The organism is Nocardia acidivorans NBRC 108247 (genome assembly GCF_001625085.1).
Classification (GTDB): Bacteria; Actinomycetota; Actinomycetes; order Mycobacteriales; family Mycobacteriaceae; genus Nocardia; species Nocardia acidivorans.
The window spans coordinates 16,227-37,744 of record NZ_BDAW01000054.1; the positions used below are offsets into that span (position 1 = coordinate 16,227).

At 66.6% G+C, this 21,518-nt stretch carries 18 protein-coding genes, 1 tRNA gene and 1 pseudogene; 16 read left to right on the forward strand and 4 right to left on the reverse strand.

The genetic code is table 11. The features are described from left to right. Nucleotides 1–191 precede the first annotated feature (191 nt). The 7 genes from NA10_RS25710 (at nt 192) to NA10_RS25740 (ending at nt 8,956) form a co-directional block, all read left to right on the forward strand. A complete protein-coding gene (locus tag NA10_RS25710; RefSeq protein WP_067572413.1) occupies nt 192–2,795 on the forward strand; it encodes a bifunctional FO biosynthesis protein CofGH in 2,604 nt (867 codons plus the stop codon). 113 nt (nt 2,796–2,908) lie between these two features. After that, nucleotides 2,909–3,232, forward strand: coding sequence for a ferredoxin (gene fdxA / locus NA10_RS25715; protein ID WP_067572375.1), 324 nt, complete (start codon nt 2,909–2,911; stop codon nt 3,230–3,232). Nucleotides 3,233–3,253: 21 nt separating this feature from the next. Continuing rightward, a complete protein-coding gene (gene dapC, locus NA10_RS25720) occupies nt 3,254–4,342 on the forward strand; it encodes a succinyldiaminopimelate transaminase (RefSeq protein ID WP_067572377.1) in 1,089 nt (362 codons plus the stop codon). A gap of 70 nt (nt 4,343–4,412) precedes the next feature. Beyond that, nucleotides 4,413–4,486, forward strand: a tRNA-Asp gene (locus tag NA10_RS25725). Between the two features lie 277 nt (nt 4,487–4,763). Then, nucleotides 4,764–6,311: a GMC oxidoreductase gene (locus NA10_RS25730; RefSeq protein WP_444980062.1), complete on the forward strand. Its 1,548-nt coding sequence runs from the start codon at nt 4,764–4,766 to the stop codon at nt 6,309–6,311. A 60-nt stretch (nt 6,312–6,371) separates the two neighbouring features. After that, on the forward strand, nt 6,372–8,009 hold the full coding sequence (gene pruA / locus NA10_RS25735) for an L-glutamate gamma-semialdehyde dehydrogenase (protein WP_067572415.1): 1,638 nt from the start codon (nt 6,372–6,374) through the stop codon (nt 8,007–8,009). Further along, nucleotides 8,006–8,956 (forward strand): proline dehydrogenase family protein, encoded by a 951-nt coding sequence (locus tag NA10_RS25740; protein ID WP_067572381.1) that lies wholly within the window; start codon nt 8,006–8,008, stop codon nt 8,954–8,956. The genes pruA and NA10_RS25740 overlap by 4 nt, the downstream gene beginning before the upstream one ends. A gap of 19 nt (nt 8,957–8,975) precedes the next feature. Here the strand turns inward: NA10_RS25740 and NA10_RS25745 are convergent, their stop codons facing one another. Continuing rightward, entirely contained in the window at nt 8,976–9,842 is an 867-nt protein-coding gene (locus tag NA10_RS25745) for an oxygenase MpaB family protein (protein WP_067572383.1), read from the reverse strand. 145 nt (nt 9,843–9,987) lie between these two features. Between NA10_RS25745 and NA10_RS25750 the strand changes: the two genes are divergently transcribed. Next, nucleotides 9,988–10,620: a TetR/AcrR family transcriptional regulator gene (locus NA10_RS25750; protein WP_067572384.1), complete on the forward strand. Its 633-nt coding sequence runs from the start codon at nt 9,988–9,990 to the stop codon at nt 10,618–10,620. A 1-nt stretch (nt 10,621) separates the two neighbouring features. Here NA10_RS25750 and NA10_RS25755 read toward each other — a convergent pair whose 3' ends face one another. Next, nucleotides 10,622–11,476 (reverse strand): oxygenase MpaB family protein, encoded by an 855-nt coding sequence (locus NA10_RS25755; protein WP_067572386.1) that lies wholly within the window; start codon nt 11,474–11,476, stop codon nt 10,622–10,624. A gap of 125 nt (nt 11,477–11,601) precedes the next feature. On the opposite strand from NA10_RS25755, the gene NA10_RS25760 reads away from it, so the two are divergent. Together NA10_RS25760 and NA10_RS25765 are read left to right on the forward strand one after the other, a co-directional pair. Further along, nucleotides 11,602–13,029 carry an acyl-CoA synthetase gene (locus NA10_RS25760; RefSeq protein ID WP_067572388.1) on the forward strand — a complete coding sequence of 476 codons (1,428 nt, stop codon included), beginning with the start codon at nt 11,602–11,604 and terminating at the stop codon, nt 13,027–13,029. A gap of 61 nt (nt 13,030–13,090) precedes the next feature. Next, the gene (locus tag NA10_RS25765; RefSeq protein WP_067572390.1) at nt 13,091–13,462 is read left to right on the forward strand and encodes a PPOX class F420-dependent oxidoreductase; all 372 of its coding nucleotides are present in this window, start codon (nt 13,091–13,093) and stop codon (nt 13,460–13,462) included. Between the two features lie 25 nt (nt 13,463–13,487). On the opposite strand, the gene dapD is transcribed toward NA10_RS25765, so the two are convergent. Beyond that, a complete protein-coding gene (gene dapD, locus NA10_RS25770; RefSeq protein ID WP_067572392.1) occupies nt 13,488–14,444 on the reverse strand; it encodes a 2,3,4,5-tetrahydropyridine-2,6-dicarboxylate N-succinyltransferase in 957 nt (318 codons plus the stop codon). A gap of 107 nt (nt 14,445–14,551) precedes the next feature. Here dapD and dapE point away from each other — a divergent pair, with 107 nt between their 5' ends. The 6 genes from dapE (at nt 14,552) to NA10_RS25800 (ending at nt 21,117) form a co-directional block, all read left to right on the forward strand. Continuing rightward, a complete protein-coding gene (gene dapE, locus NA10_RS25775; protein WP_067572416.1) occupies nt 14,552–15,655 on the forward strand; it encodes a succinyl-diaminopimelate desuccinylase in 1,104 nt (367 codons plus the stop codon). Nucleotides 15,656–16,051: 396 nt separating this feature from the next. Further along, nucleotides 16,052–16,849 carry an LOG family protein gene (locus tag NA10_RS25780; RefSeq protein ID WP_067572394.1) on the forward strand — a complete coding sequence of 266 codons (798 nt, stop codon included), beginning with the start codon at nt 16,052–16,054 and terminating at the stop codon, nt 16,847–16,849. Next, nucleotides 16,843–17,394, forward strand: a complete 552-nt coding sequence (locus NA10_RS25785) for an LOG family protein (RefSeq protein WP_067572396.1) — start codon at nt 16,843–16,845, stop codon at nt 17,392–17,394. The genes NA10_RS25780 and NA10_RS25785 overlap by 7 nt, the downstream gene beginning before the upstream one ends. 95 nt (nt 17,395–17,489) lie before the next feature. Further along, nucleotides 17,490–19,259: a long-chain-acyl-CoA synthetase gene (locus NA10_RS25790; protein ID WP_067572398.1), complete on the forward strand. Its 1,770-nt coding sequence runs from the start codon at nt 17,490–17,492 to the stop codon at nt 19,257–19,259. A 62-nt stretch (nt 19,260–19,321) separates the two neighbouring features. Continuing rightward, nucleotides 19,322–20,194: a dihydropteroate synthase gene (gene folP, locus NA10_RS25795; protein ID WP_067572400.1), complete on the forward strand. Its 873-nt coding sequence runs from the start codon at nt 19,322–19,324 to the stop codon at nt 20,192–20,194. Continuing rightward, the gene (locus NA10_RS25800) at nt 20,191–21,117 is read left to right on the forward strand and encodes a glucosyl-3-phosphoglycerate synthase (RefSeq protein WP_067572402.1); all 927 of its coding nucleotides are present in this window, start codon (nt 20,191–20,193) and stop codon (nt 21,115–21,117) included. Before folP ends, NA10_RS25800 begins: the two co-directional genes overlap by 4 nt. Before the next feature lie 67 nt (nt 21,118–21,184). On the opposite strand, the pseudogene NA10_RS37700 reads toward NA10_RS25800, so the two are convergent. Further along, nucleotides 21,185–21,518: pseudogene (locus tag NA10_RS37700) on the reverse strand (hypothetical protein); the annotation flags it as partial.

The following is a 21,518-nucleotide window of genomic DNA, read 5'->3' on the forward strand; positions in this document are numbered from 1 at the left end:
AGTAATCGTGGCGGATCACCCTAGACACGCCCACGGGCCCCCGCAAGGGTTTGGCCCATCAGGCGCATCACGGCGTGCGCCACCCCTATCGTGCGTGAGAATATCCGCGAGCCATCGGTGGAATAGCCTGCCCTGGCGCCTGGTTGCCGGTTCTTATGGCACCCGAGTCGGATCAGTCGGATGGATGGCGCATGATCGAGGACGTGACGGATCTACCGAACCCGAGTCTCCCCCCGGCTCCGCCCAGTCCGTCGGGTATGCGCCGGGCCTTGCGGCGCGCCCGGGACGGCGCGACGCTCAACCTCGACGAGGCGGTGGTGCTGCTCCAGGCGCGGGGCGGTGACCTGGAGGATCTGACCACATCGGCGGCGCGCGTGCGCGATGCGGGCCTGCGTGAGACCGGCTACGCGGGCGACACGCTGCCGATCACCTACTCGCGCAAGGTCTTCATTCCGCTCACCCATCTGTGCCGGGACAAGTGTCACTACTGCACCTTCGTCACCGTGCCGGGCAAACTACGCGCCGAGGGCCGGGGTATGTACCTCGAACCCGACGAGGTGCTGGAGATCGCCCGCAAGGGGGCTGAACTAGGTTGTAAGGAAGCACTTTTCACCCTCGGTGACCGCCCGGAGGAGCGCTGGCCCGAGGCCCGGCAGTGGCTGGACGAGCGCGGCTACGACTCCACCCTCGATTACGTGCGCGCCATGTCGATTCGCGTGCTCGAGGAGACCGGCCTGCTGCCGCATCTGAATCCGGGCGTGATGAGCTGGGCCGAACTGTCCCGGCTCAAGCCGGTCGCCCCCTCCATGGGCATGATGCTCGAGACCACCTCCACCCGCCTGTTCACCGAACCGGGTCAGGCGCACTACGGCAGCCCGGACAAGGATCCGGCGGTGCGGCTGCGCGCGCTCACCGACGCGGGCCGCCTCTCGGTCCCGTTCACCACCGGCATTCTGGTCGGCATCGGCGAGAACCTCACCGAGCGGGCCGAGTCGATCATGGCGATTCGCAAGTCGCACAAGGCTTTCGGGCATGTACAGGAGGTGATCGTGCAGAACTTCCTGGCCAAGCACGACACCGCCATGCGCAATACCCCCGATGCCGATCTGGAGGAGTTCCGCGCGACCATCGCGGTGGCGCGCCTGCTGCTCGGGCCGAAGATGCGCATCCAGGCCCCGCCGAATCTGGTCTCCCTGGACGAATGCCGCGCGCTCATCGACGCGGGCATCGACGACTGGGGTGGCGTCTCCCCGCTCACCCCCGATCATGTGAATCCCGAACGGCCCTGGCCAAATCTGGAGACCCTGGCCCAGGTCACCGCCGACGCCGGCTACGTGCTCACCGAGCGGCTCACCGCGCATCCGAAATACGTGCTGGCGGGCCATCCGTGGATCGATCCGCGCGTCTCGCGGCATGTGGCGGCGCTCGCCGATCCGCTCACCGGTCTGGCCCGCACGGTGAATCCCACCGGTCTGCCCTGGCAGGAGCCCGACCACGATTGGGAATCGGTCGGCCGCATCGACCTCCATACCGCCATCGACACGCAGGGCCGCAATACCGAATCCCGCAGCGATTCCGCGCTCGCCAGTGACGGGCTGGGCGCGTTCGGCGACTGGGAGACCATTCGCGAACAGGTGAGGGAACTCGCGGTAGCCGCGCCCGAGCGCTTCGACTCCGATGTGCTGGCCGCGCTGCACGCCGCCGAGCGCGATCCCGCCGGGCTCACCGATGATCAGTATCTGGCCCTGGCGACAGCGGACGGTCCTGCGCTGGAAGCGATTACGGCGCTGGCCGATCAACTGCGCCGCGATGCCGTCGGCGATGACGTCACCTATATCGTCAACCGGAATATCAACTTCACCAATATCTGCTACACCGGCTGCCGCTTCTGCGCGTTCGCCCAGCGCAAGGGTGACGCCGATGCCTTCACCCTGAGCGCCTCGGAGGTCGCCGACCGCGCCTGGGAGGCGCATGTGGAGGGCGCGACCGAGATCTGCATGCAGGGCGGCATCGATCCCGAGCTGCCCGTCACCGGCTACGCCGATCTGGTGCGCGCCATCAAACAGCGCGTCCCCGGCATGCACGTACACGCCTTCAGCCCCATGGAGGTCGTCAATGGGGCTTCGCGCGGCGGGCAGTCCATTCACGACTGGCTCTCGGCACTGAAAGAGGCTGGGCTGGACACCATTCCGGGCACCGCCGCGGAGATCCTGGACGATGAGGTGCGCTGGGTGCTCACCAAGGGCAAGCTGCCCACCTCGGCCTGGGTCGAGGTCATCACCACCGCGCACAAGCTCGGCATCCGCTCCAGCTCGACCATGATGTACGGCCACGTGGACAATCCCAAGCACTGGGTGGGTCACCTGCGGGTGCTGCGCGGAATCCAGGACGAGACCGGCGGTTTCACCGAATTCGTCCTGCTCCCGTTCGTCCATCAGAGCGCGCCGTTGTACCTGGCGGGAGCCTCGCGTCCGGGGCCGACCGTGCGCGACAACCGGGCCGCGCACGCACTCTCGCGCATCATGCTGCACGGCCGCATCGAGAATATTCAGACCAGCTGGGTCAAGCTCGGCATCAAGGGCACCCGGTTGATGCTGAACGGTGGTGCCAACGATCTCGGCGGAACCTTGATGGAGGAGACCATCTCCCGGATGGCCGGCTCCGAACATGGTTCGGCGAAGACGGTCGAGGAGATCACCGAAATCGCGACCGGCATCGGGCGGCCGGTCCGGCAGCGCACTACCACCTATGGTGTGCCGCCGCATCGCCCACCGGTTTCCCTGGTGGTCGGATAGCGAAAAACTGTCACCGAGTTAGGTCAGCCTGACCAGGAGTATTGTGAACGCGCCGGGATACTGTTTCGCGGGGCGGACTATCCCGCATGTGAGGACAGACTAGGAGAGCGGCAGTGCCGTACATCATCGCTGAACCGTGCGTTGACGTGAAGGACAAGGCGTGCATCGAGGAATGCCCCGTGGATTGCATCTACGAGGGTGGCCGCATGCTGTACATCCAACCGGACGAGTGCGTGGACTGTGGTGCATGTGAACCGGTGTGTCCGGTCGAGGCCATCTTCTACGAGGACGACACCCCGGACCAGTGGAGCGGTTACGTGAACGCGAACGTCGAGTTCTTCGACGATCTCGGTTCGCCCGGCGGCGCCACCAAGGTCGGCAAGGTCGATTACGACCCGCCGTTCATCGCCGCGCTACCGCCGATGGCCGCGGAGTAGGCATTGACCGCGCGTGGCCGGGTGAGTGCACTACTACCCGATTTTCCTTGGGACACCATCGCTTCGGTGAAAGCGAAAGCCGCTTCGCATCCGGGCGGGCTCGTGGATCTTTCCGTGGGCACCCCGGTCGATCCGGTGGATCCGTTGATCCAGCGGGCGCTCGCGGCGGTGGCGGCGGTGCCCGGCTACCCGACCACGCACGGTACGCCCGAATTGCGGGAAAGCGTTGTGGCAGCGCTGAAACGGCGATTCGGGATCACCGGTATCGAGCCGGACGCGGTACTGCCGGTGATCGGCACCAAGGAGTTGATCGCAGGACTCCCGCGCACGCTCGGACTGGGCGTGGACGATCTCGTGGTGATTCCCGAGGTGGCGTATCCGACCTATGAGGTCGGCGGGTTGCTGGCGGGTACCCGAATCCTGCGCGCGGACGGGATAACTCGGCTCGGACCGGAGAAGCCCGCGCTGATCTTCCTGAATTCGCCGTCGAATCCGACCGGCAAGGTGCTCGGCGTCGAGCATCTGCGCAAGGTGGTCGAATTCGCCCGCGAACGCGGCGCGATCATCGCCTCGGACGAGTGCTACCTGGGCCTGCCCTGGGAGGGCCGGGCCATTTCGGTGCTCGATCCCCAGGTGTGCGATGGCGATCACACCGGATTGCTGGCCATCCATTCCCTTTCCAAGACTTCGAATCTCGCGAGTTACCGCGCGGGCTTCGTCACCGGTGATCCGGCCCTGGTCGCGGAGTTGCTGGAGGTGCGCAAGCACGCGGGCATGATGCTGCCGTTCCCGATCCAGGCCGCCATGACCGCCGCCCTCGGCGATGACACCCATGAGGCCGAACAGCGTGAGCGCTACCGGGCCCGCCGCGAGGTGCTGCGAAAGGCCTTGGCGGCGGCGGGGTTCCGCATCGATGACTCACAGGCCGGTCTGTACCTCTGGGCAACCCGTGGCGAGCCGTGCCGCACCACCCTGGACTGGTTGGCCGAGCGCGGCATTCTGGCGGCGCCGGGCGAGTTCTACGGCCCCCGCGGCGCGGAGCATGTGCGGATCGCGCTGACCGCCACCGATGAGCGTATCGCGACCGCCGCTGAACGTCTGACCAGCTGATTTAACCTCCGGACCCGGGCCGTGATAACGTCTACCGCGTTGCCGGGCCCGGTGGTCCGGTGGCGAGTAAGGCCCTGTGGCGCAGTTGGTTAGCGCGCCGCCCTGTCACGGCGGAGGTCGCGGGTTCGAGTCCCGTCAGGGTCGCAGTATCGAGGAAGGGCGCGAGCATTGCTCGCGCCCTTCCTTTTTCGTTTCATCCGGCTCGCTGTGCAAGCTTCGGGTTGCTGTACTTTTTCCGATTTTCCCGAAAAGTGACACACGGTCTCTTCACACTCTCTATAACAAGTTCTCATCTGAGTCTCGATGAGGAGCCCGGTTCATGCGCGGTTTTGTGTACGAAAACACTGGTAATAGCGAGTTCGGCAGCGGTCTCAGCCGCCGCGGATTCCTAGCTGCAACAGGTGTCATTTTGGGGGCAGCGGTGCTATCCAGGAAGGTCCCGGCACAGGCGCTACCAACCAAGCAGCTAGCGGACGGCGACAAGGTGCCGGTGCTGGTCATCGGCTCCGGATACGGCGGCGCGGTCGCCGCCCTGCGACTGGCGCAGGCCGGAATCGATGTGGCCGTAGTCGAAATGGGCATGTCGTGGTCACAGCCCGGCTCGGACGGCAAGATCTTCTGCAATATGCTCAAGCCCGACGGCCGCTCCTTCTGGTTGCGGACCGAGACCGATCAACCGGTCAATCACTTCATGGGCGCGCCCTACAACAAGTCCATCTCCAAGTACACCGGTGTACTGGATTCGGAGCAGTTCAGCGGGATTCGCGTCTATCAGGGCCGCGGCGTCGGCGGCGGCTCGCTCGTCAACGGCGGTATGGCGGTCACGCCCAAGCAGGAGAACTTCGCCGGTATTCTGCCGTCGGTGGACGCGGGCGAGATGTACAGCACCTACTACCCGCGCGCCAATACCGCTCTGGGCGTGAACAATATCGACCAGGGCTGGTTCGACAGCGCGGACTGCTACCAGTTCGCCCGCGTCGGCCGGAAACAGGCTGAGCGATCCGGGTTTTCGTGGACCTTCGTGCCGAATGTCTACGACTTCAACTACATGAAACAGGAGCAGGCCAAGACCGCCACCCGCTCCGCCCTGGACGCCGAGGTCATCTACGGCAACAACTACGGCAAGAAGTCCCTCGACAAGACCTATCTGGCCGCGGCGGTCGGCACCGGCAAGGTCGGCATCACCCCGCTGCACGTGGTCACCGCGGTCTCGCCCACCGACGGCGGGTACAAGGTCGAGATGAGGCAGATCGATACCGGCGGCACTACCGTGGCGACCAAATCCGTTGTGGCGCAGAAGGTCTTCTTCGCCGCGGGCAGCGTCGGCACCAGCAAATTGCTGGTCTCGATGAAGGCCACCGGCAAACTCCCCAATCTGCCGGATTCGGTCGGCACCGGCTGGGGCAACAACGGCAATGTCATGGTGGCGCGGCAGAACCAGGCCTGGGATGCCACCGGTGCGCTGCAATCCTGTATTCCGACCCTCGGCATCGACAACTGGGCCGACAGCGGCGGCCCGGCCTTCGCGGAGGTGTCGCCGTTCCCGGCGGGGCTGGAGACCTTCGCCAGCCTTTACCTGGCTATCACCAAGAATCCCAATCGCGGCAAGTTCACCTACAACTCCGGGACCGGCGGGGTGGACCTGAATTGGCAGACCGCGTGGAACCAGCCGAGCATCGATGCCGCCAAGCGGATCTTCGACAAGATCAACAAGAAGGAGGTCACGATCTATCGCACCGACCTGTTCGGGGCGACCAAGACCTGGGGCGACGATCTGGCGTATCACCCGCTGGGCGGCTGCGTGCTCAATCAGAGCACCGACAACTACGGGCGACTGCCCTCCTACAAGGGCCTGTACGTCATCGACGGTTCGCTCATCCCGGGTATGACCACGGTCAACCCCTTCGTCACCATTACCGCTCTGGCAGAACGCAATATCGAGAACATCATCGCCAACGATCTGGGCTAGCCGGAAGAATTTCGGTGCGTCTGCACCACGGCGGTGGTCTTGTTCGCGTTAGCCTGGGATATGGACGCTGTCACGGTTGTCCCTGCTCCCGCAAACGAACCGGTGCACACCTACGCACCCGGCTCTCGTGAACGCGCACTGCTGACGGGCAGGCTCGCCGAAATCTCCGCAGGATCCGTCGACGTACCGCTGGTTATCGGCGGCAAACATCAACCCGGTAGCGGTGAACGCGCCGACATCGTGATGCCGCATCGGCATCGACAGGTGCTCGGCACATTCACCGACACCACCCATGAGGAGGCGAGCGCGGCCGTCGAAGCCGCCACCACCGCCGCCCCGGCCTGGCGGTCGCTCCCGTTCGAGGAACGCGCGGCCGTCCTGCTGCGGGCGGCGGATCTGCTGGCCGGACCGTGGCGGGAGACCATTGCCGCCGCCACCATGCTCGGCCAGTCGAAGACGGTGCAGCAGGCCGAGATCGACGCACCGTGCGAACTGGTGGACTTCTGGCGGTTCAATGTGGCGTTCGCCCGGCAGATACTGGCCGATCAGCCGCAATCCTCCGCGGGTGTGTGGAATCGGATGGACTACCGGCCCCTCGAGGGGTTCGTGTACGCCATCACCCCCTTCAATTTCACCGCCATCGCCGGGAATCTGCCCACCGCACCGGCCCTGATGGGCAATACCGTGGTGTGGAAACCCTCACCGACACAGACGCTTTCGGCGTACTACACGATGAAATTGCTGGAGGCGGCCGGTATGCCGCCGGGGGTGATCAATATGGTCACCGGCAACGGGGTGCGCCTGTCCGAAGTGGCGCTGGCCGATCCGCGCCTGGCGGGCATCCACTTCACCGGATCGACCAAGACATTCCAGTATCTGTGGCAGCAGGTCGGGGCGAATATCGACCGGTATCACGGGTATCCGCGCATCGTGGGCGAGACCGGCGGTAAGGATTTCATCGTCGCGCACTCCTCGGCCGATCCGGATGCGCTGCGCACCGCCATGATTCGCGGGGCGTACGAGTATCAGGGGCAGAAGTGTTCGGCCGCCTCGCGCGCCTACATCGCGAAATCGGTGTGGCGGCGGATGGGCGACGACTTCCTGGCCGAGGTCGGCGAACTCAGCTACGGCGATGTGGCGGATCTGTCGAATTTCGGTGGGGCGGTGATCGATCGGCGCTCCTACGACAAGAACGCGGCGGCCATTTCCAGCGCCCGCGCCCGGGGCGTCGAAGTACCGGCCGGCGGCGTGTGCGACGATGCCGAGGGCTTCTTCATCCGGCCCACGGTGCTGCTCAGCGATGATCCCGGTGACGAATCCTTCGCCACCGAGTACTTCGGACCGATCCTGTCGGTGCACGTCTACGACGACAGCCGCCCGGACGCCTTCCCCGATCTGCTCACCACCGTGGACGCCACCTCGCCCTACGGTTTGACCGGAGCCATCTTCGCCCGCGATCGCCAGGCCGTCGAACAGGCCACCACCGCACTGCGATTCGCGGCGGGGAACTTCTACATCAATGACAAACCCACCGGCGCGGTGGTCGGCCAGCAGCCGTTCGGCGGGGCGCGCGCCTCCGGCACCGACGATAAGGCCGGGTCCTATCTCAACCTGTTGCGCTGGGTCGCGCCGCGCACGCTGAAGGAAACCTTCGTTCCGCCCACCGATTACCGCTACCCGCATATGGAGGCGCAATGAACCCGCTGCGACCGGCGATCCTCGCCGCGGCCGATTCGCCGCGGTTGCGGAAGGCGGTGACCAGGACGCCGATCACCGCCGCGGTGGTGCGGCGGTTCGTGGCGGGGGAGACCCGCGCCGAACTGGCACCGGTGGTGCGCGCGCTGCTGGACAGCGGGCGCATGGTCAGCGTCGACTTCCTGGGCGAGTACACCACCGATCCGGCCATGGCCGATGCGGCCGTGGCCGAATACATTTCGCTCATCGACGATCTCGCCGAACTGGATCGGGCACCCGATACCGAGGTCCCGCCGGTGGAGGTCTCGGTGAAACTCTCCGCGCTCGGGCAGTCCCTGGGCGCGGACGGTCCCGCCATCGCCGCGGAGAATCTGCACAAGCTCTGCGCCAAAGCGGTGGAATCGCGGGTGTGGGTGACCGTCGACGCCGAGGATCACACCACCACCCTCGACACCCTGGCCGCGGTCGCACACGCGCGCGCCGAATTCCCCTGGCTGGCGGTGGCCATGCAGACCTATCTGCGCACCGCCGAGGACAACTGCCGGGACGCCGCGGCCGCGGGCGCCCGGGTGCGGCTGTGCAAGGGCGCGTACTCCGAGCCCGAGACGGTCGCCTATCGCAAACGCGCGGAAGTGGACGCCTCCTATCTGCGCTGTCTGGACGTGCTCATGCGGGGGGCCTGGCATCCCATGATCGCCTCGCATGATCCGGCCATGGTGGACGCGGCGCTGCGGCTCTCGGCCGAACATCACCGCAGCCCAGGGGATTTCGAATTCCAGATGCTCTACGGAATTCGCGATGCCGAACAGCGGCGGCTGGTGGCGGACGGGCACGCGCTGCGCGTCTACATCCCCTACGGCACCCAGTGGTACGGCTACCTCATGCGCCGCCTCGCCGAACGCCCCGCCAACCTGAGATTCTTCCTGCGCGCGCTGACCGAGCGCGGTTGAGCCCGAACGGCTTTCGGGCTCACACCAGCCGGCGGCCCAGGCGGCGGCGCAGGCGCATATCCGCCAGGTAGAAGTTGTAGGGGAAGAGGCGGATGACGGTGGGCATGCGGGTCCAGACGGCGGAGAGCAGGCGCAGGAAGCCGGCGAAGAATCGCTCGTCGCGCGCGGACCAGGTCATGCCCATCTCCTGCCGCAGATGCTGCGGGAGCAGGGCCGTGACGATGAAGCGGTGCACGCCGCCGAACAGGAATTGCAGGGGATAGGGCAGCATCTTCAGATCGGTGAGCGCGTTGAAATACGCACGCGTCGGCTCGTCGATGTGCTTGGTGGCCAGGGTCTGTTCCCAGTACGCGTAGAAGGCGTCGCGGGTCGGCGGCCACATCTCCTCGCGCATCTGCAGGGTGGTGCCGAGCCGGGCGCTGTAGCGGTAGAAGTCCTCCGCCACTTCGGGATTCATCGGCCCGCGCATGCGGTGGTAGAGGTCGTCCATACCCCAGTAGAGGCAGGACGCCACCCACAGCTGGAGTGTGGGGTCGAAGGCGTTGTACTTGACCGGGCTGGTCGGCTTGGTGTGGATCGAGCGATGCGAGACATTGACGGCCTCGCGGTAGGCGATGCGATCGTCCTCGTCGCCGAGCATGGCGACGGCGATGTACGTCAGCGTGGTGCGCAGTCGCTTGAGGGGGTGCACCATGACGCTGCCGCTGCGGACATCGCTCTCCATCACGCCGTAGCCGACGGGTTTGAGCGAGAGCTGCATGATCACATTGGCGACGCCGCCGAGGAAGGCGGCCGGCCCGTCGATGTATTCGCGGATCTGCCGGGGCGTCAGTTCGCGGGGCAGGTCGTGCGGGTATTCGTCGGCTTTGCGCAGCGGGGCGGTCATCGTTGACTCGACTCCTCGTCGTCACTCCTCAGCGGTGAGGAGAGTGTGAGAAACTCTTGTCCTCACCTTCTCATCGAGGCGAGGGACTGTCAATGTGCGATGATTGGTGCCTCATCGTATCTTCGTGACCGAAAGGGGCCGGACCATGGCCAAGCTGGCCGAACTCCTGCCGCTCGTGCGCGGATCGGGTCCGGAGGACCGCAATCAGAGCAAGGTGCTCGACGCCGCCCTGGTGGCCTTCCTCGACTTCGGCATCAAACGCACCAGCATGGTCGAGGTCGCCCGCCGCGGCGGTCTGTCCCTCGCCACACTCTATCGGCGATTCGCCGGCAAATCCGATCTGATCCAGGCGGTCGGGCTGCGCCAGGCCCGCCAGTTCATCGCCGACGCCGATGCCGCCGTCCAGGCCGAGATCGAGCGCGACGCCAGCGCCCAGGATCAGATCGTCGCGCTGTTCATCGCGTTCATCGAGGGTCTGCGCGGCAATCAACTGCTGGTGCGCCTGCTCAAGACCGAACCCGAGACGGTACTGCCGTACCTGACCGTGCAGGGCGCGCCGGTCATCGAATTGGGCCGCGACTATCTGGCCGAGTTCATCACCCGCCTGCAATCGGAAGGCAAACTCCCCGAATATGATCCGCTGCCGCTGGCGGAGATGATCGCTCGCAGCGCCCTGTCACTCGCGCTGACCCCGCAGACGGTGATCCCGCTCGATGACGAGGCCGCGCTGCGCCGCTTCGCCATCGATCACGTGCTGCCGGGCTTCCGCATCTTCTGAGTCAGACCAGTCGCAGGCCGAGTCGGCGGCGCAGTCGCATATCCATCAGATACACAGTGATCGGGAAGATCCGCACGGGTGTGGGCAGCAATTCCTCCGCGGTGCCGACCGTGCGCATGATCCGCGCCAGCAGGCGATCCTGCCGCGGCGTCCAGGTCATCCCCATCTCGTCCCGAAGGTGTTGCGGCAGTAGCCCGGTCACGAAGAAGCGGTGGATGCCGCCGAAGGCCGCGCGCACCGGGCGCGGCATCATCCGCAGATCGATGAGGTCCTCGAGGTAGGCGCGAATGCGCGGATCGATGGAGGTCCGGGCGAGATTCTCGGCCCAATAGGCTTCGAACGCAACGCGATCCACCGGCCACATATCGCGCCGCATCTGCAGGGTCGTCCCCAATCGCGACGAGTACTGGTAGAACGCCTCGGCATCGGCCTCGTTCATCGGACCGTGCATCCGCTCGTAGAGATCCTTCGCACCCCAGTACAGGCAGGCCGCCACCCACAGCTGGAGGGTGGGGTCGAAGGCGTTGTACTTCACCGCGCTTCCCGCCTTGGACCGCACCTGCCGATGCGAGGTGTCGACGGCTTCGCGGTACGCCTGCCGGTCCTCCTCGGTCCCCAGGAGCGCCACCGCGAGATAGGTGATCGTGGTGCGCAGCCGTTTGATCGGGTGCACCATCACATTGCCGCTCTGCACCGGCGATTCCACCACGCCGTAGCCGACCGGGGGACGGGCAAGTTGCATGATCACATTCGCGGCCCCGCCGAGCAGACCCGCCGCCCCGTCGATGAACTGCCGGATATCAATGGGAGGTTCGCTCTCGATGCCGTACGGCTGAGCGCGCATGGGCCTGGTCATCGTTGACCACATCCTCGTGAGTGAGAAGGTTGTACACAAACTGTCTTACCTACTCGCTCACCTGTCAACCGACCGGTGCACTTCGCACCCGATTCGTGTCCCGGCCGCTCCGGTACCGTTGGCGCGTGTCCTACAGGTCGCCGCTATTGCTGAGCTCGCTGAATCCCGCCGCCGTCGCCGCCGGGGACGATATTCCCGATGCCGTCACCATCGACGGGGTGCGCCTGTCGCGCAGCGATCTGCTGGGCGCGGCCACCTCGGTCGCCGAACGCGTCGCACGCGCCGACCGGGTCGCGGTGCTGGCCACGCCGACCGTGAAAACCGTGCTGGCGGTGGTCGGCTGCCTCATCGCGGGCGTCACCGTGGTCCCGGTCCCGCCGGACGCCGGCAGTGCCGAACTCGCGCACATACTGCGGGATTCGGGTGCGCAGGCGTGGCTGGGCGAGGCGCCCGAGGGCAGTGCGCTGCCGGTGGTGCCGGTGCGGGCGCACGCGCGCTCCTGGCACACCTATGCCGAACCAGCGCCCGAGGCAATCGCTTTCATCCTCTACACCTCAGGCACCACCGGTGCGCCCAAGGGCGTCATGCTCAGCCGCAAGGCCATTGCCGCCGGGCTGGACGCCCTGGCGGAGGCATGGGAGTGGAAATGGAATGACGTTCTGGTGCACGGACTTCCGCTGTTCCATGTACACGGTCTGATCCTCGGCCTGCTCGGTCCGCTGCGCGTGGGCAGCCCGCTGGTGCACACCGGTAAGCCCACCCCGCAGGCGTACGCCGCCGCCCCGGGCACCATGTACTTCGGGGTGCCCACCGTATGGTCGCGCATGGTCGAAGAGCCCGCTGCCGCAAAGGAATTGGCGAAGGCACGGATTATCGTCTCGGGGAGCGCACCGCTGCCGGTGCCGGTATTCGAGCGGCTGCGCGAGCTCACCGGGCACGCGCCGCTGGAGCGATACGGTATGAGCGAGACCATGATCACGCTCTCCACCCGGCCGGACGGCGAGCGACGGCCGGGCTGGGTGGGCACACCGCTGGCCGGGGTGCGTACCCGACTGGTGGACGAGGCCGGGCAGGTGCTTCCGCATGACGGGGAAAGCGTTGGCGGACTACAGGTTCAGGGGCCGATGCTGTTCGACGGGTATCTGGACAAGCCCGGGATCACCGCGGAGAACTGGACCGCGGACGGCTGGTTCAAGACCGGGGATGTGGCGGTAATCGATGCCGAGGGCTTCCACCGCATTGTCGGACGGGAGTCGGTGGACCTGATCAAATCCGGCGGATACCGGATCGGGGCGGGGGAGATCGAGACCGCACTGCTCGGGCATCCGGCGGTGGCCGAGACGGCCGTCATCGGGGTGCCCGATGACGATCTGGGGCAGCGCATCGTCGCCTACGTCGTCTTGCGGGCCGGCGCGGGTGATTCCGCGCCACAGCAGCTGATCGACCATGTGGCGGGCGAACTCTCGGCGCACAAGCGACCCCGCGAGGTGCGGGTGGTGGATTCACTGCCGCGCAATGCCATGGGCAAGGTGCAGAAGAAACTGCTCGGCTGAGGACACTCGAGTGCGGTTCCGGCTTGACCTGAACCGCACTCGAGGTCATAACCTCGCGCACATGATCGCAACACTGACGCCCGCCCAGATCGAATACCTCGCCGGGCAGCGCCTCGGACGGCTCGCCACCATCCGCCCGGACGGATCGCCGCAGAACAATCCGGTCGGATTCCGCTACAACGCCGCGCTCGGCACCATCGATATCGCCGGACACAATATGGGCGCGTCACAGAAGTTCCGGAACCTGAGCAAGCAGGACCGGGTCGCCTTCGTCGTCGACGATGTGCCCTCGGTCGATCCGTGGACCGTGCGGTGCCTCGAAATCCGCGGCACCGCACAGGCTTTGCGGGATGTCGAAACCTACATCCCCGGCGGTTCACCGGAGCTGATCCGCATCACCCCGGAGCGGATCATCGCCTTCGGCATCGACTGACTCGGTCGTTTCGGCGTCGACCGACTCAGTCGTTGGCGTGCAATGCGGCATTCAGCTCGATGCCGGTGCCCTTGCGCGCCACCGCCTCCACCGCGCCGGTGACCGAATTGCGGCGGAACAGCAGATTGTCCCGACCGCTCAGCTCGGCCGCCTTGACGACCGCGCCGTCCGACAGCGTCACCTTGGTGCCCGCGGTGACGTACAGCCCCGCCTCCACCACACAGTCGTTGCCGAGTGAAATGCCCAGCCCCGAGTTCGCGCCCAGCAGGCAGCGCTCACCGAGCGAGATGACCTGCTTACCGCCACCGGACAGGGTGCCCATGATGGACGCGCCGCCACCCACATCGGAGCCCTCGCCGACCACGACGCCACCGGAGATACGGCCCTCCACCATGGAATTGCCGAGCGTCCCGGCATTGAAGTTCACGAAGCCCTCGTGCATGACCGTGGTGCCCGAGGCCAGGTGCGCGCCCAGGCGCACGCGGTCGGCGTCCGCGATGCGCACCCCCGAGGGCACCACGTAATCCACCATGCGCGGGAACTTGTCCACGCCGTACACGGTGACCGGACCGCGCGCCCGCAATTTGAGCCGAGTGAGCTCGAACTCCTCCAGCGAGCACGGGCCGTAATTGGTCCACACCACATTGGCGAGCAGTCCGAACATGCCGTCCAGACTCAGGCCGTGCGGCTTGACCAGACGGTGCGAGAGCAGCTGCAACCGCAGATAGACATCGTGCGTATCGACCGGCGCGGCGGCCAGATCGGCGATACTGGTGCGCACCACGACCACCTCGACGCGGCGGGCCTCGTCGAATCCGGCGGCCTCGGCGAACTTGGCGTACTCGATATCGGAGGCGTCCAGGCGCTTGCTGCCGGTATCGGTGACCGACCCCAACTCGGGGTACGGGTACCAGGTGTCCAGGACCGTTCCATTGTCGGTGATGGTGGCGAGGCCGACTGCTACTGCTCCCTGAGTACTCACGGGAGTAAAGATTACCGGCCGCGGTAATTCGCTGTAACGGTGCCTTTTTGTGCCAGGGCGGCGGGCATAACGAGAGCGGAGGTAACTACTCCTTTAAAGTGGAGTGGGTGACCATCGATCTGAGCGCCGACCCGATCAACCTCGCCGCCGCTCTGGTGGACATCCCCAGCGTTTCCAAGGATGAGACGCTCATCGCCGATATCGTCGAAAAGGCGCTGCGCGAGCAGACGAGCGGATTCGAGATCCTGCGACACGGCAATGTCGTTCTCGCCCGCACCAATCGCGGACTGGCCACCCGGGTCATTCTCGCCGGGCACCTCGACACCGTCCCGATCGCCCACAACGTGCCCAGCCGCTTCGAGGTCACCGCAGCGGGCGAACGGCAGCTCTGGGGCTGCGGCACCGTCGATATGAAATCCGGTGACGCGGTTTTCCTGCACCTGGCCGCCACCGTCGCCGATCCGGTGCACGATCTGACGCTCATCTTCTACGACTGCGAGGAGATCGCCGCCGAGTTCAACGGACTCGGCCGGATCGAACGCGAACTCCCGGAATGGCTCGCCGGTGATCTCGCCATTCTCGGCGAACCCTCCGGCGGCTGGATCGAAGCCGGATGCCAAGGGACACTGCGTATTCGACTCACCACCTCCGGAGTGCGCGCGCATACCGCGCGAGCCTGGCTGGGCGACAACGCCATTCACCGCCTCGCGCCCATTCTGGAGCGCCTGGCGAATTATCGGGCGCGCGAAGTCGATATCGACGGCTGCGTTTATCGCGAGGGCCTGTCCGCGGTGCGCGTCTCCGGCGGTGTCGCGGGCAATGTGGTGCCCGATATCGCCGAGGTCGATGTGAACTTCCGGTTCGCACCCGACCGCACCCTGGACGAGGCCACCGAGCATGTGCGCGAAGTCTTCTCGGGCCTGGATCTGGGCTTCGAACGCACCGACGGCGCACCCGGCGCGCTGCCCGGCCTGTCCGCCCCCGCCGCCAAGGACCTCATCGAGATCGTGCACGGCCACGGCAGCGGCGGCGTCCGCGCCAAATACGGCTGGACCGACGTCTCCCGCTTCGCCGCCCGCGGCATCCCCGCGGTGAACTTCGGCCCCGGCGACCCCAACCTCGCCCACAAACGCGACGAACATCTCCCGGTCGACCAGATCACCCAGGTCACCTCCATGCTCCGCAGCTACCTCACCGGCGACAAAGCCTGACCGCGACCTCCATTACTCCCAGCGACATTCGCCGCAGGTCGCGGCCCGCCCGGTTCTGGACCGAGTGGAGCGGGGGAGCGCAGGGTGGGAAGAACCGAGGTCACCACGGCTGCGACCCCGCTGCAGCGCAGCGCAGGCGGACATGACTGCGTCGCGGCCCGCTCCGGTTCTGGACTGAGTGGAGCGGGGGAGCGGAGGGTGGGAAGAAGCGGGGTCACCACGGCTGCGACCTCGCCGCAGCGCAGGCGGACATGACTGCGTCGCGGCCCGCCCCGGTTCTGGACTGAGTGGAGCGGGGGAGCGCAGCGGAGGAGCGGAGGGAGGGAAGGACCGGGGTCACCAGGGCCGCGACCCGCCGGAGCGAAGCGCAGGCCAACAACACAGTACGGTGGCTGCATGTCTGCTGAGGCTGATATCCCGGGTTCGAAGAATCCCAAGTTCCGTGGTCCGATAATGCTGCGGCGTGACCGGAAGATCGGGGTGGGGACCACCGATCAGCATCTGCTCGATGAGCGCGGACCCGCGGATTGGGTGCATACCGATCCGTGGCGGGTACTGCGCATCCAGGCCGAATTCGTCGAGGGCTTCGGCGCTTTGGCCGAGGTGCCGCGGGCGGTCGCGGTATTCGGGTCCGCGCGCACCACACCGGATTCGCCGGAGTATCAGGCCGGAGTGGCCATCGGCGGGGCGCTCGCGCGCTCCGGATTCGCGGTCATCACCGGCGGCGGACCCGGGGCCATGGAGGCGGCCAATCGGGGCGCGTCCGAGGCGGGCGGCTACTCCATCGGGCTCGGCATCGAGCTGCCGTTCGAACAGCATCTGAACGAATGGGTCGACCTGGGCATCAACTTCCGCTACTTCTTCGCGCGCAAGACCATGTTCGTGAAGTACGCGCAGGCCTTCGTCTGCCTGCCGGGCGGATTCGGCACCCTGGACGAGCTGTTCGAGGCGCTCACCCTGGTGCAGACGCATAAGATCAATCAGTTCCCGATCATTCTGTTCGGCACCAAATACTGGGCGGGACTGGTGGATTGGCTGCGCGACTCACTGCTCGGCTCCGCCAAGATCGCACCCGGTGATCTGAACCTGCTGCATGTCACCGACAGCGTGGACGAGGTGCTGAGCCTCGTGCTCGCCGCCGCCGAACAGCGCGCCGAGATGGATGCCGCCGGAACCATGGGGGATCAGTGGTGAGCGAACCGTATTCGGTCTGCGTGTACTGCTCGGCCAGTGTCGACGATCCCGCCGCGCTGGAGCTCTCCCGGCTCGTGGGCGCCGAGATCGGCCGCCGCGGTTGGCAATTGGTCTCCGGCGGCGGACACGTCTCGATGATGGGCGCGGTCGCCACCGCCGCCCGCGCGGCGGGCGCCAAGACCGTCGGCGTCATCCCCAAGAAACTCGTGCACCGCGAAATGGCGGATGTGGAATCTGACGAGCTCATCGTCACCGACTCCATGCGCGAGCGCAAACAGATCATGGACGAGCGCGCCGACGCCTTCCTCACCCTGCCCGGCGGCCTGGGCACCCTCGAGGAGCTCTTCGAAACCTGGACCGGGGGCTACCTGGGCATGCACGACAAACCGGTGGTCGTGCTGGATCTGGACGGGCACTATCGCGGATTGTTCGCCTGGCTGGAGCAATTGCGCGAACGCGGCTTCGCCGGGCGCGCGGCCCTGGAGCGGGTGGTGCTGACCGATGACCTCGCCGCCGCCTTCGACGCGCTCGATCCCGGACTCTGACGATTTCCTCGGGTCCGAGGGGGTTTCACTCGACAACGGAGGGTGCATCCGTAAAGGTGTGACCACGAGCACGATTCGATGAGGAGCCCAGCGCAGTGAACAACGATGCCCGTTCGACGATCGGTCTGCTGGATCTGGCGCGCAGCCTGCCCGGAATGACCACACAGCTGCCGGGCATGGCCCGCAATGCCATCCACATGCTGGTCGAATCCGATTCCCAGGCATCGATCGGATTGTTCTTCCAGCGCGCGGCCGCCAAACATCCCGATCGCCCCTTCCTGCGCTTCGAGGGCCGCGAATACCGCTGGGGCGAGGCCAATTCCGAGGTCAACCGGTACGCGGCCGTGCTATCCGAACGCGGTGTCAAGCGCGGCGACGTGGTCGGCATCCTGATGGCCAATCGTCCCGAGGCGCTGTTCACCGTGCTCGCGGTGGTGAAACTCGGCGCGACGGCGGGCCTGCTGAACCACAATCAGCGAGATACCGTGCTACAGCACAGTTTCGGACTGCTGGACTCGGCCCTCGACGTGATCGGCGAGGAGTGCGCCGAAGCGCTGGACACCCTCGCCGAACTCCGCCCCGGGGTGCTGTGGTCCAAAGATCTGGCCGAGGCGGCCCGCACCGCGAACGACGCCAATCCGCCGGTGTGCGAACAGATCCGGGCGCACGAACGCGCCTATCTGATCTTCACCTCCGGCACCACCGGCCTGCCCAAGGCCAGCGTCATGACCCATTTGCGCTGGACCAAATCCATGGCGGGCATCGGCGGCCTCGGTGTGCGCCTGAACGGCGGCGACACCCTGTACTGCTGCCTGCCGCTCTACCACAACAACGCGCTCACCGTCGCGCTCTCCTCGGTCATCGCGGGCGGCGCGACCCTCGCGCTGGGGCGCAAGTTCTCGGCCTCGCGCTTCTGGGAGGAGGCCATCGCCAGCCAGGCCACCGCCTTCATCTACATCGGCGAACTCTGCCGCTACCTGCTCAATCAGCCCGCCCGGCGCACCGATCGCCAGCATCGGGTCCGGCTCGCGGTCGGCAACGGCCTGCGGCCGGAGATCTGGGACGAATTCCGAAATCGCTTCGGTATCAAGCGAATCGTCGAGTTCTACGGCGCCAGTGAGGGCAATGTCGCCTTCATCAACGCCTTCAGCCTGGACCGCACCGCGGGTTTCACCCCGCTGGCCTTCGCCGTGGTCGAATACGACGACGCCACCGGCAAGGCCAAGCGCGCCGCGGACGGCAAACTCCGCCGCGTCCGCACCGGCGACGTCGGGCTGCTGCTGGCCAAGGTCACCAAGAGCTCACCCTTCGACGGCTATACCGACAGTGCCGCAACGGAATCCAAGCTGGTGCGGGACGGCTTCACCACCGGTGACTGCTGGTTCGACACCGGCGATCTGGTGCGCAAACAGGGCTGGGGCCATATCGCCTTCGTGGACCGCCTCGGCGACACCTTCCGATGGAAGGGCGAGAATGTGGCCACCACCCAGGTCGAGGGCGCATTCGATGGAATAGACGCGGTCGTGCAGGCCGTCGTCTACGGCGTGCAGGTCCCCGGCGCGGACGGTAAGGCCGGCATGGCCGCCATCACCCTCGCACCGGACGCGGTCTTCGACGGCAAGGTCGCCGCCAAGACCCTCTACGACCGCCTGCCCGGTTACGCTGTCCCACTGTTCATTCGGGTGGTCCCCGAACTCGAACAGACCTCGACCTTCAAGTCCCGCAAGGTGGAACTCCGCGACCAGGGGTACACCGCCGACGACAACAGCACGCTGTACGTCCTGTCGGGCCGCGCCGAGGGCTACGTTCCGTTCTACGACGGCTATATCGAGGAGGTCGCCGCAGGACAGGCCCCCCGTAACTGAAGGTTCGCGGTCCCGGTCGGCTGCCCAGCGCAGGGGTGACAGCGGTCGGTACAGTCGAGGGCATGTGTGCGCCGTTGCCGACATTGTGCGGGAAGCCGGTGGCGACGGATCGGGCGCTCGTGATGGCGATCGTGAACCGGACGCCGGACTCGTTCTATGACAAGGGTGCGACGTTCAGCGATGCGGCCGCCATGGCCGCGGTCGCACGCGCGGTGGACGAGGGCGCCGATCTGGTCGATATCGGCGGGGTGAAGGCCGGACCGGGCAGTGCGGTGGACGCCGTCGAGGAGTCCCGGCGGGTGGTTCCCTTCGTCGCCGCTATCCGGCAGCGATTCCCGGAACTGCTGATCAGCATCGACACCTGGCGGGCCGAAGTCGCCCGCGCGGCCGTGTACGCGGGCGCGGATCTGATCAATGACACCTGGGCCGGGGCCGATCCCGAACTGGTCGAGGTCGCCGCCGAACTGAACGCCGGAATTGTGTGCAGCCACACCGGCGGAGCCATGCCGCGGACCCGGCCGCATCGCGTGCGTTACGACGATGTGGTGGCGCAGGTCACAGAAACCGTGGTCACGGCGGCCGAGAATGCGGTCGCGGCGGGCGTTTCGAAAGATTCGATTCTGATAGATCCGACACATGATTTCGGCAAGAACACCTTTCACGGGCTCGAATTGTTGCGTTCCGTGGACGTTCTTGTGAATACCGGATGGCCTGTCTTGATGGCGCTGAGTAATAAGGATTTCATCGGAGAGACTCTTGGTGTCGAGCTATCCGAGCGATTGGAGGGCACATTGGCAGCGACTGCATGGTCGGCCGCCGCGGGTGCTCGAGTTTTCCGGGTACACGAAGTAGCGGCCACCCGACGCGTGGTGGACATGATCGCCGCGATCCAGGGCCACCGCCCACCCGCCCGCACCCTGCGAGGTCTGGCATGAGCATGAACAACTGGGTCTCCACCAATACCTGGGACCGCCCCGAATGGACCGTCGAGGAGCTGGTGGCCGCCAAGGGCGACCGCACCGTCTCGGTGGTCCTGCCCGCACTCAACGAGGAGGCCACCGTCGCCGGCGTGGTGGCCAGCATTCGACCGCTGCTCGGCACGCTGGTGGACGAACTCGTCGTCCTGGACTCCGGAAGCACCGATGCCACCGCCGAGCTGGCAGCGGCCGCGGGAGCGCGCGTGGTCACCCGCGAACAGGCGGTGCCCGAACTCGAGCCCCTCCCCGGCAAGGGGGAGGTGCTGTGGCGCTCGCTCGCCGTCACCTCCGGTGATCTGGTGGCGTTCGTGGACTCGGATCTGATCGATCCGGATCCCATGTTCGTGCCGAAGCTGCTCGGGCCGCTGCTCACCGTCGACGGCATGCACCTGGTGAAGGCGTATTACCGGCGACCGCTGCGGCACGGCACGACCATCGACGACAACGGCGGCGGCCGCGTCACCGAACTGGTGGCCCGGCCACTGCTCTCGGCACTGCGGCCCGCACTCTCGAATGTGTTGCAGCCCTTGGGCGGCGAGTACGCGGGCACCCGGGAACTGCTCACGGCGGTGCCGTTCGCACCCGGTTACGGCGTGGAGATCGGGCTGCTGCTCGACACCCACGACCTGCTCGGGCTCGCGGCCATCGGCCAGGTGAATCTCGGTGTGCGCCAGCACCGTAACCGGCCGCTGTCCGAACTCGGGGTGATGAGCCGGCAGATCCTGGGCACGGTGCTGGGCCGCGCGGGCGTCTCCGACTCGGGGGCGGCACTCACCCAATTCCCGCTGATCAGTGGCGAATTCACCGCACAGGCCACGGAAGTCTCACTGGCCGACCGGCCCCCGATGAACACGCTCCGGCCGGAATGGGCCGCGGCGTAACCCGCTCGGACTCGAAAAGGTGTGCGCGCGGCCGGGATTGCGCTGGATCCCGGCCGAGCGCATCGGGTCAGCGGTCGTGGCGGTAGATCGGGGTCAGCAGGTCCGCTTCGATCGGCTCGCCGGTATTGCGGTCGTAGCGGACGCCCACCACCGCCGAGAAGGGGTGGGTGGCCGCGCGCTCGTGCAGGGTCGCCAATCTCGTTGCCAGCAGCCGGATCGCGCCCAATGAGGCCGGCGGGTGCAGGCCGTCGATGACAAGGACGGTTCCCTTACCGTCCGGGCGGGGCAGCCGGGCCAGGTAGGCGATGTCATACGGCTCGGTGCCGCCGGGGCGGTAGACGCGCCGCGCGGCCCGATCCTCGATACCGCGGCGCACCCGTCCGGCCCGCGCCACCGTGCGG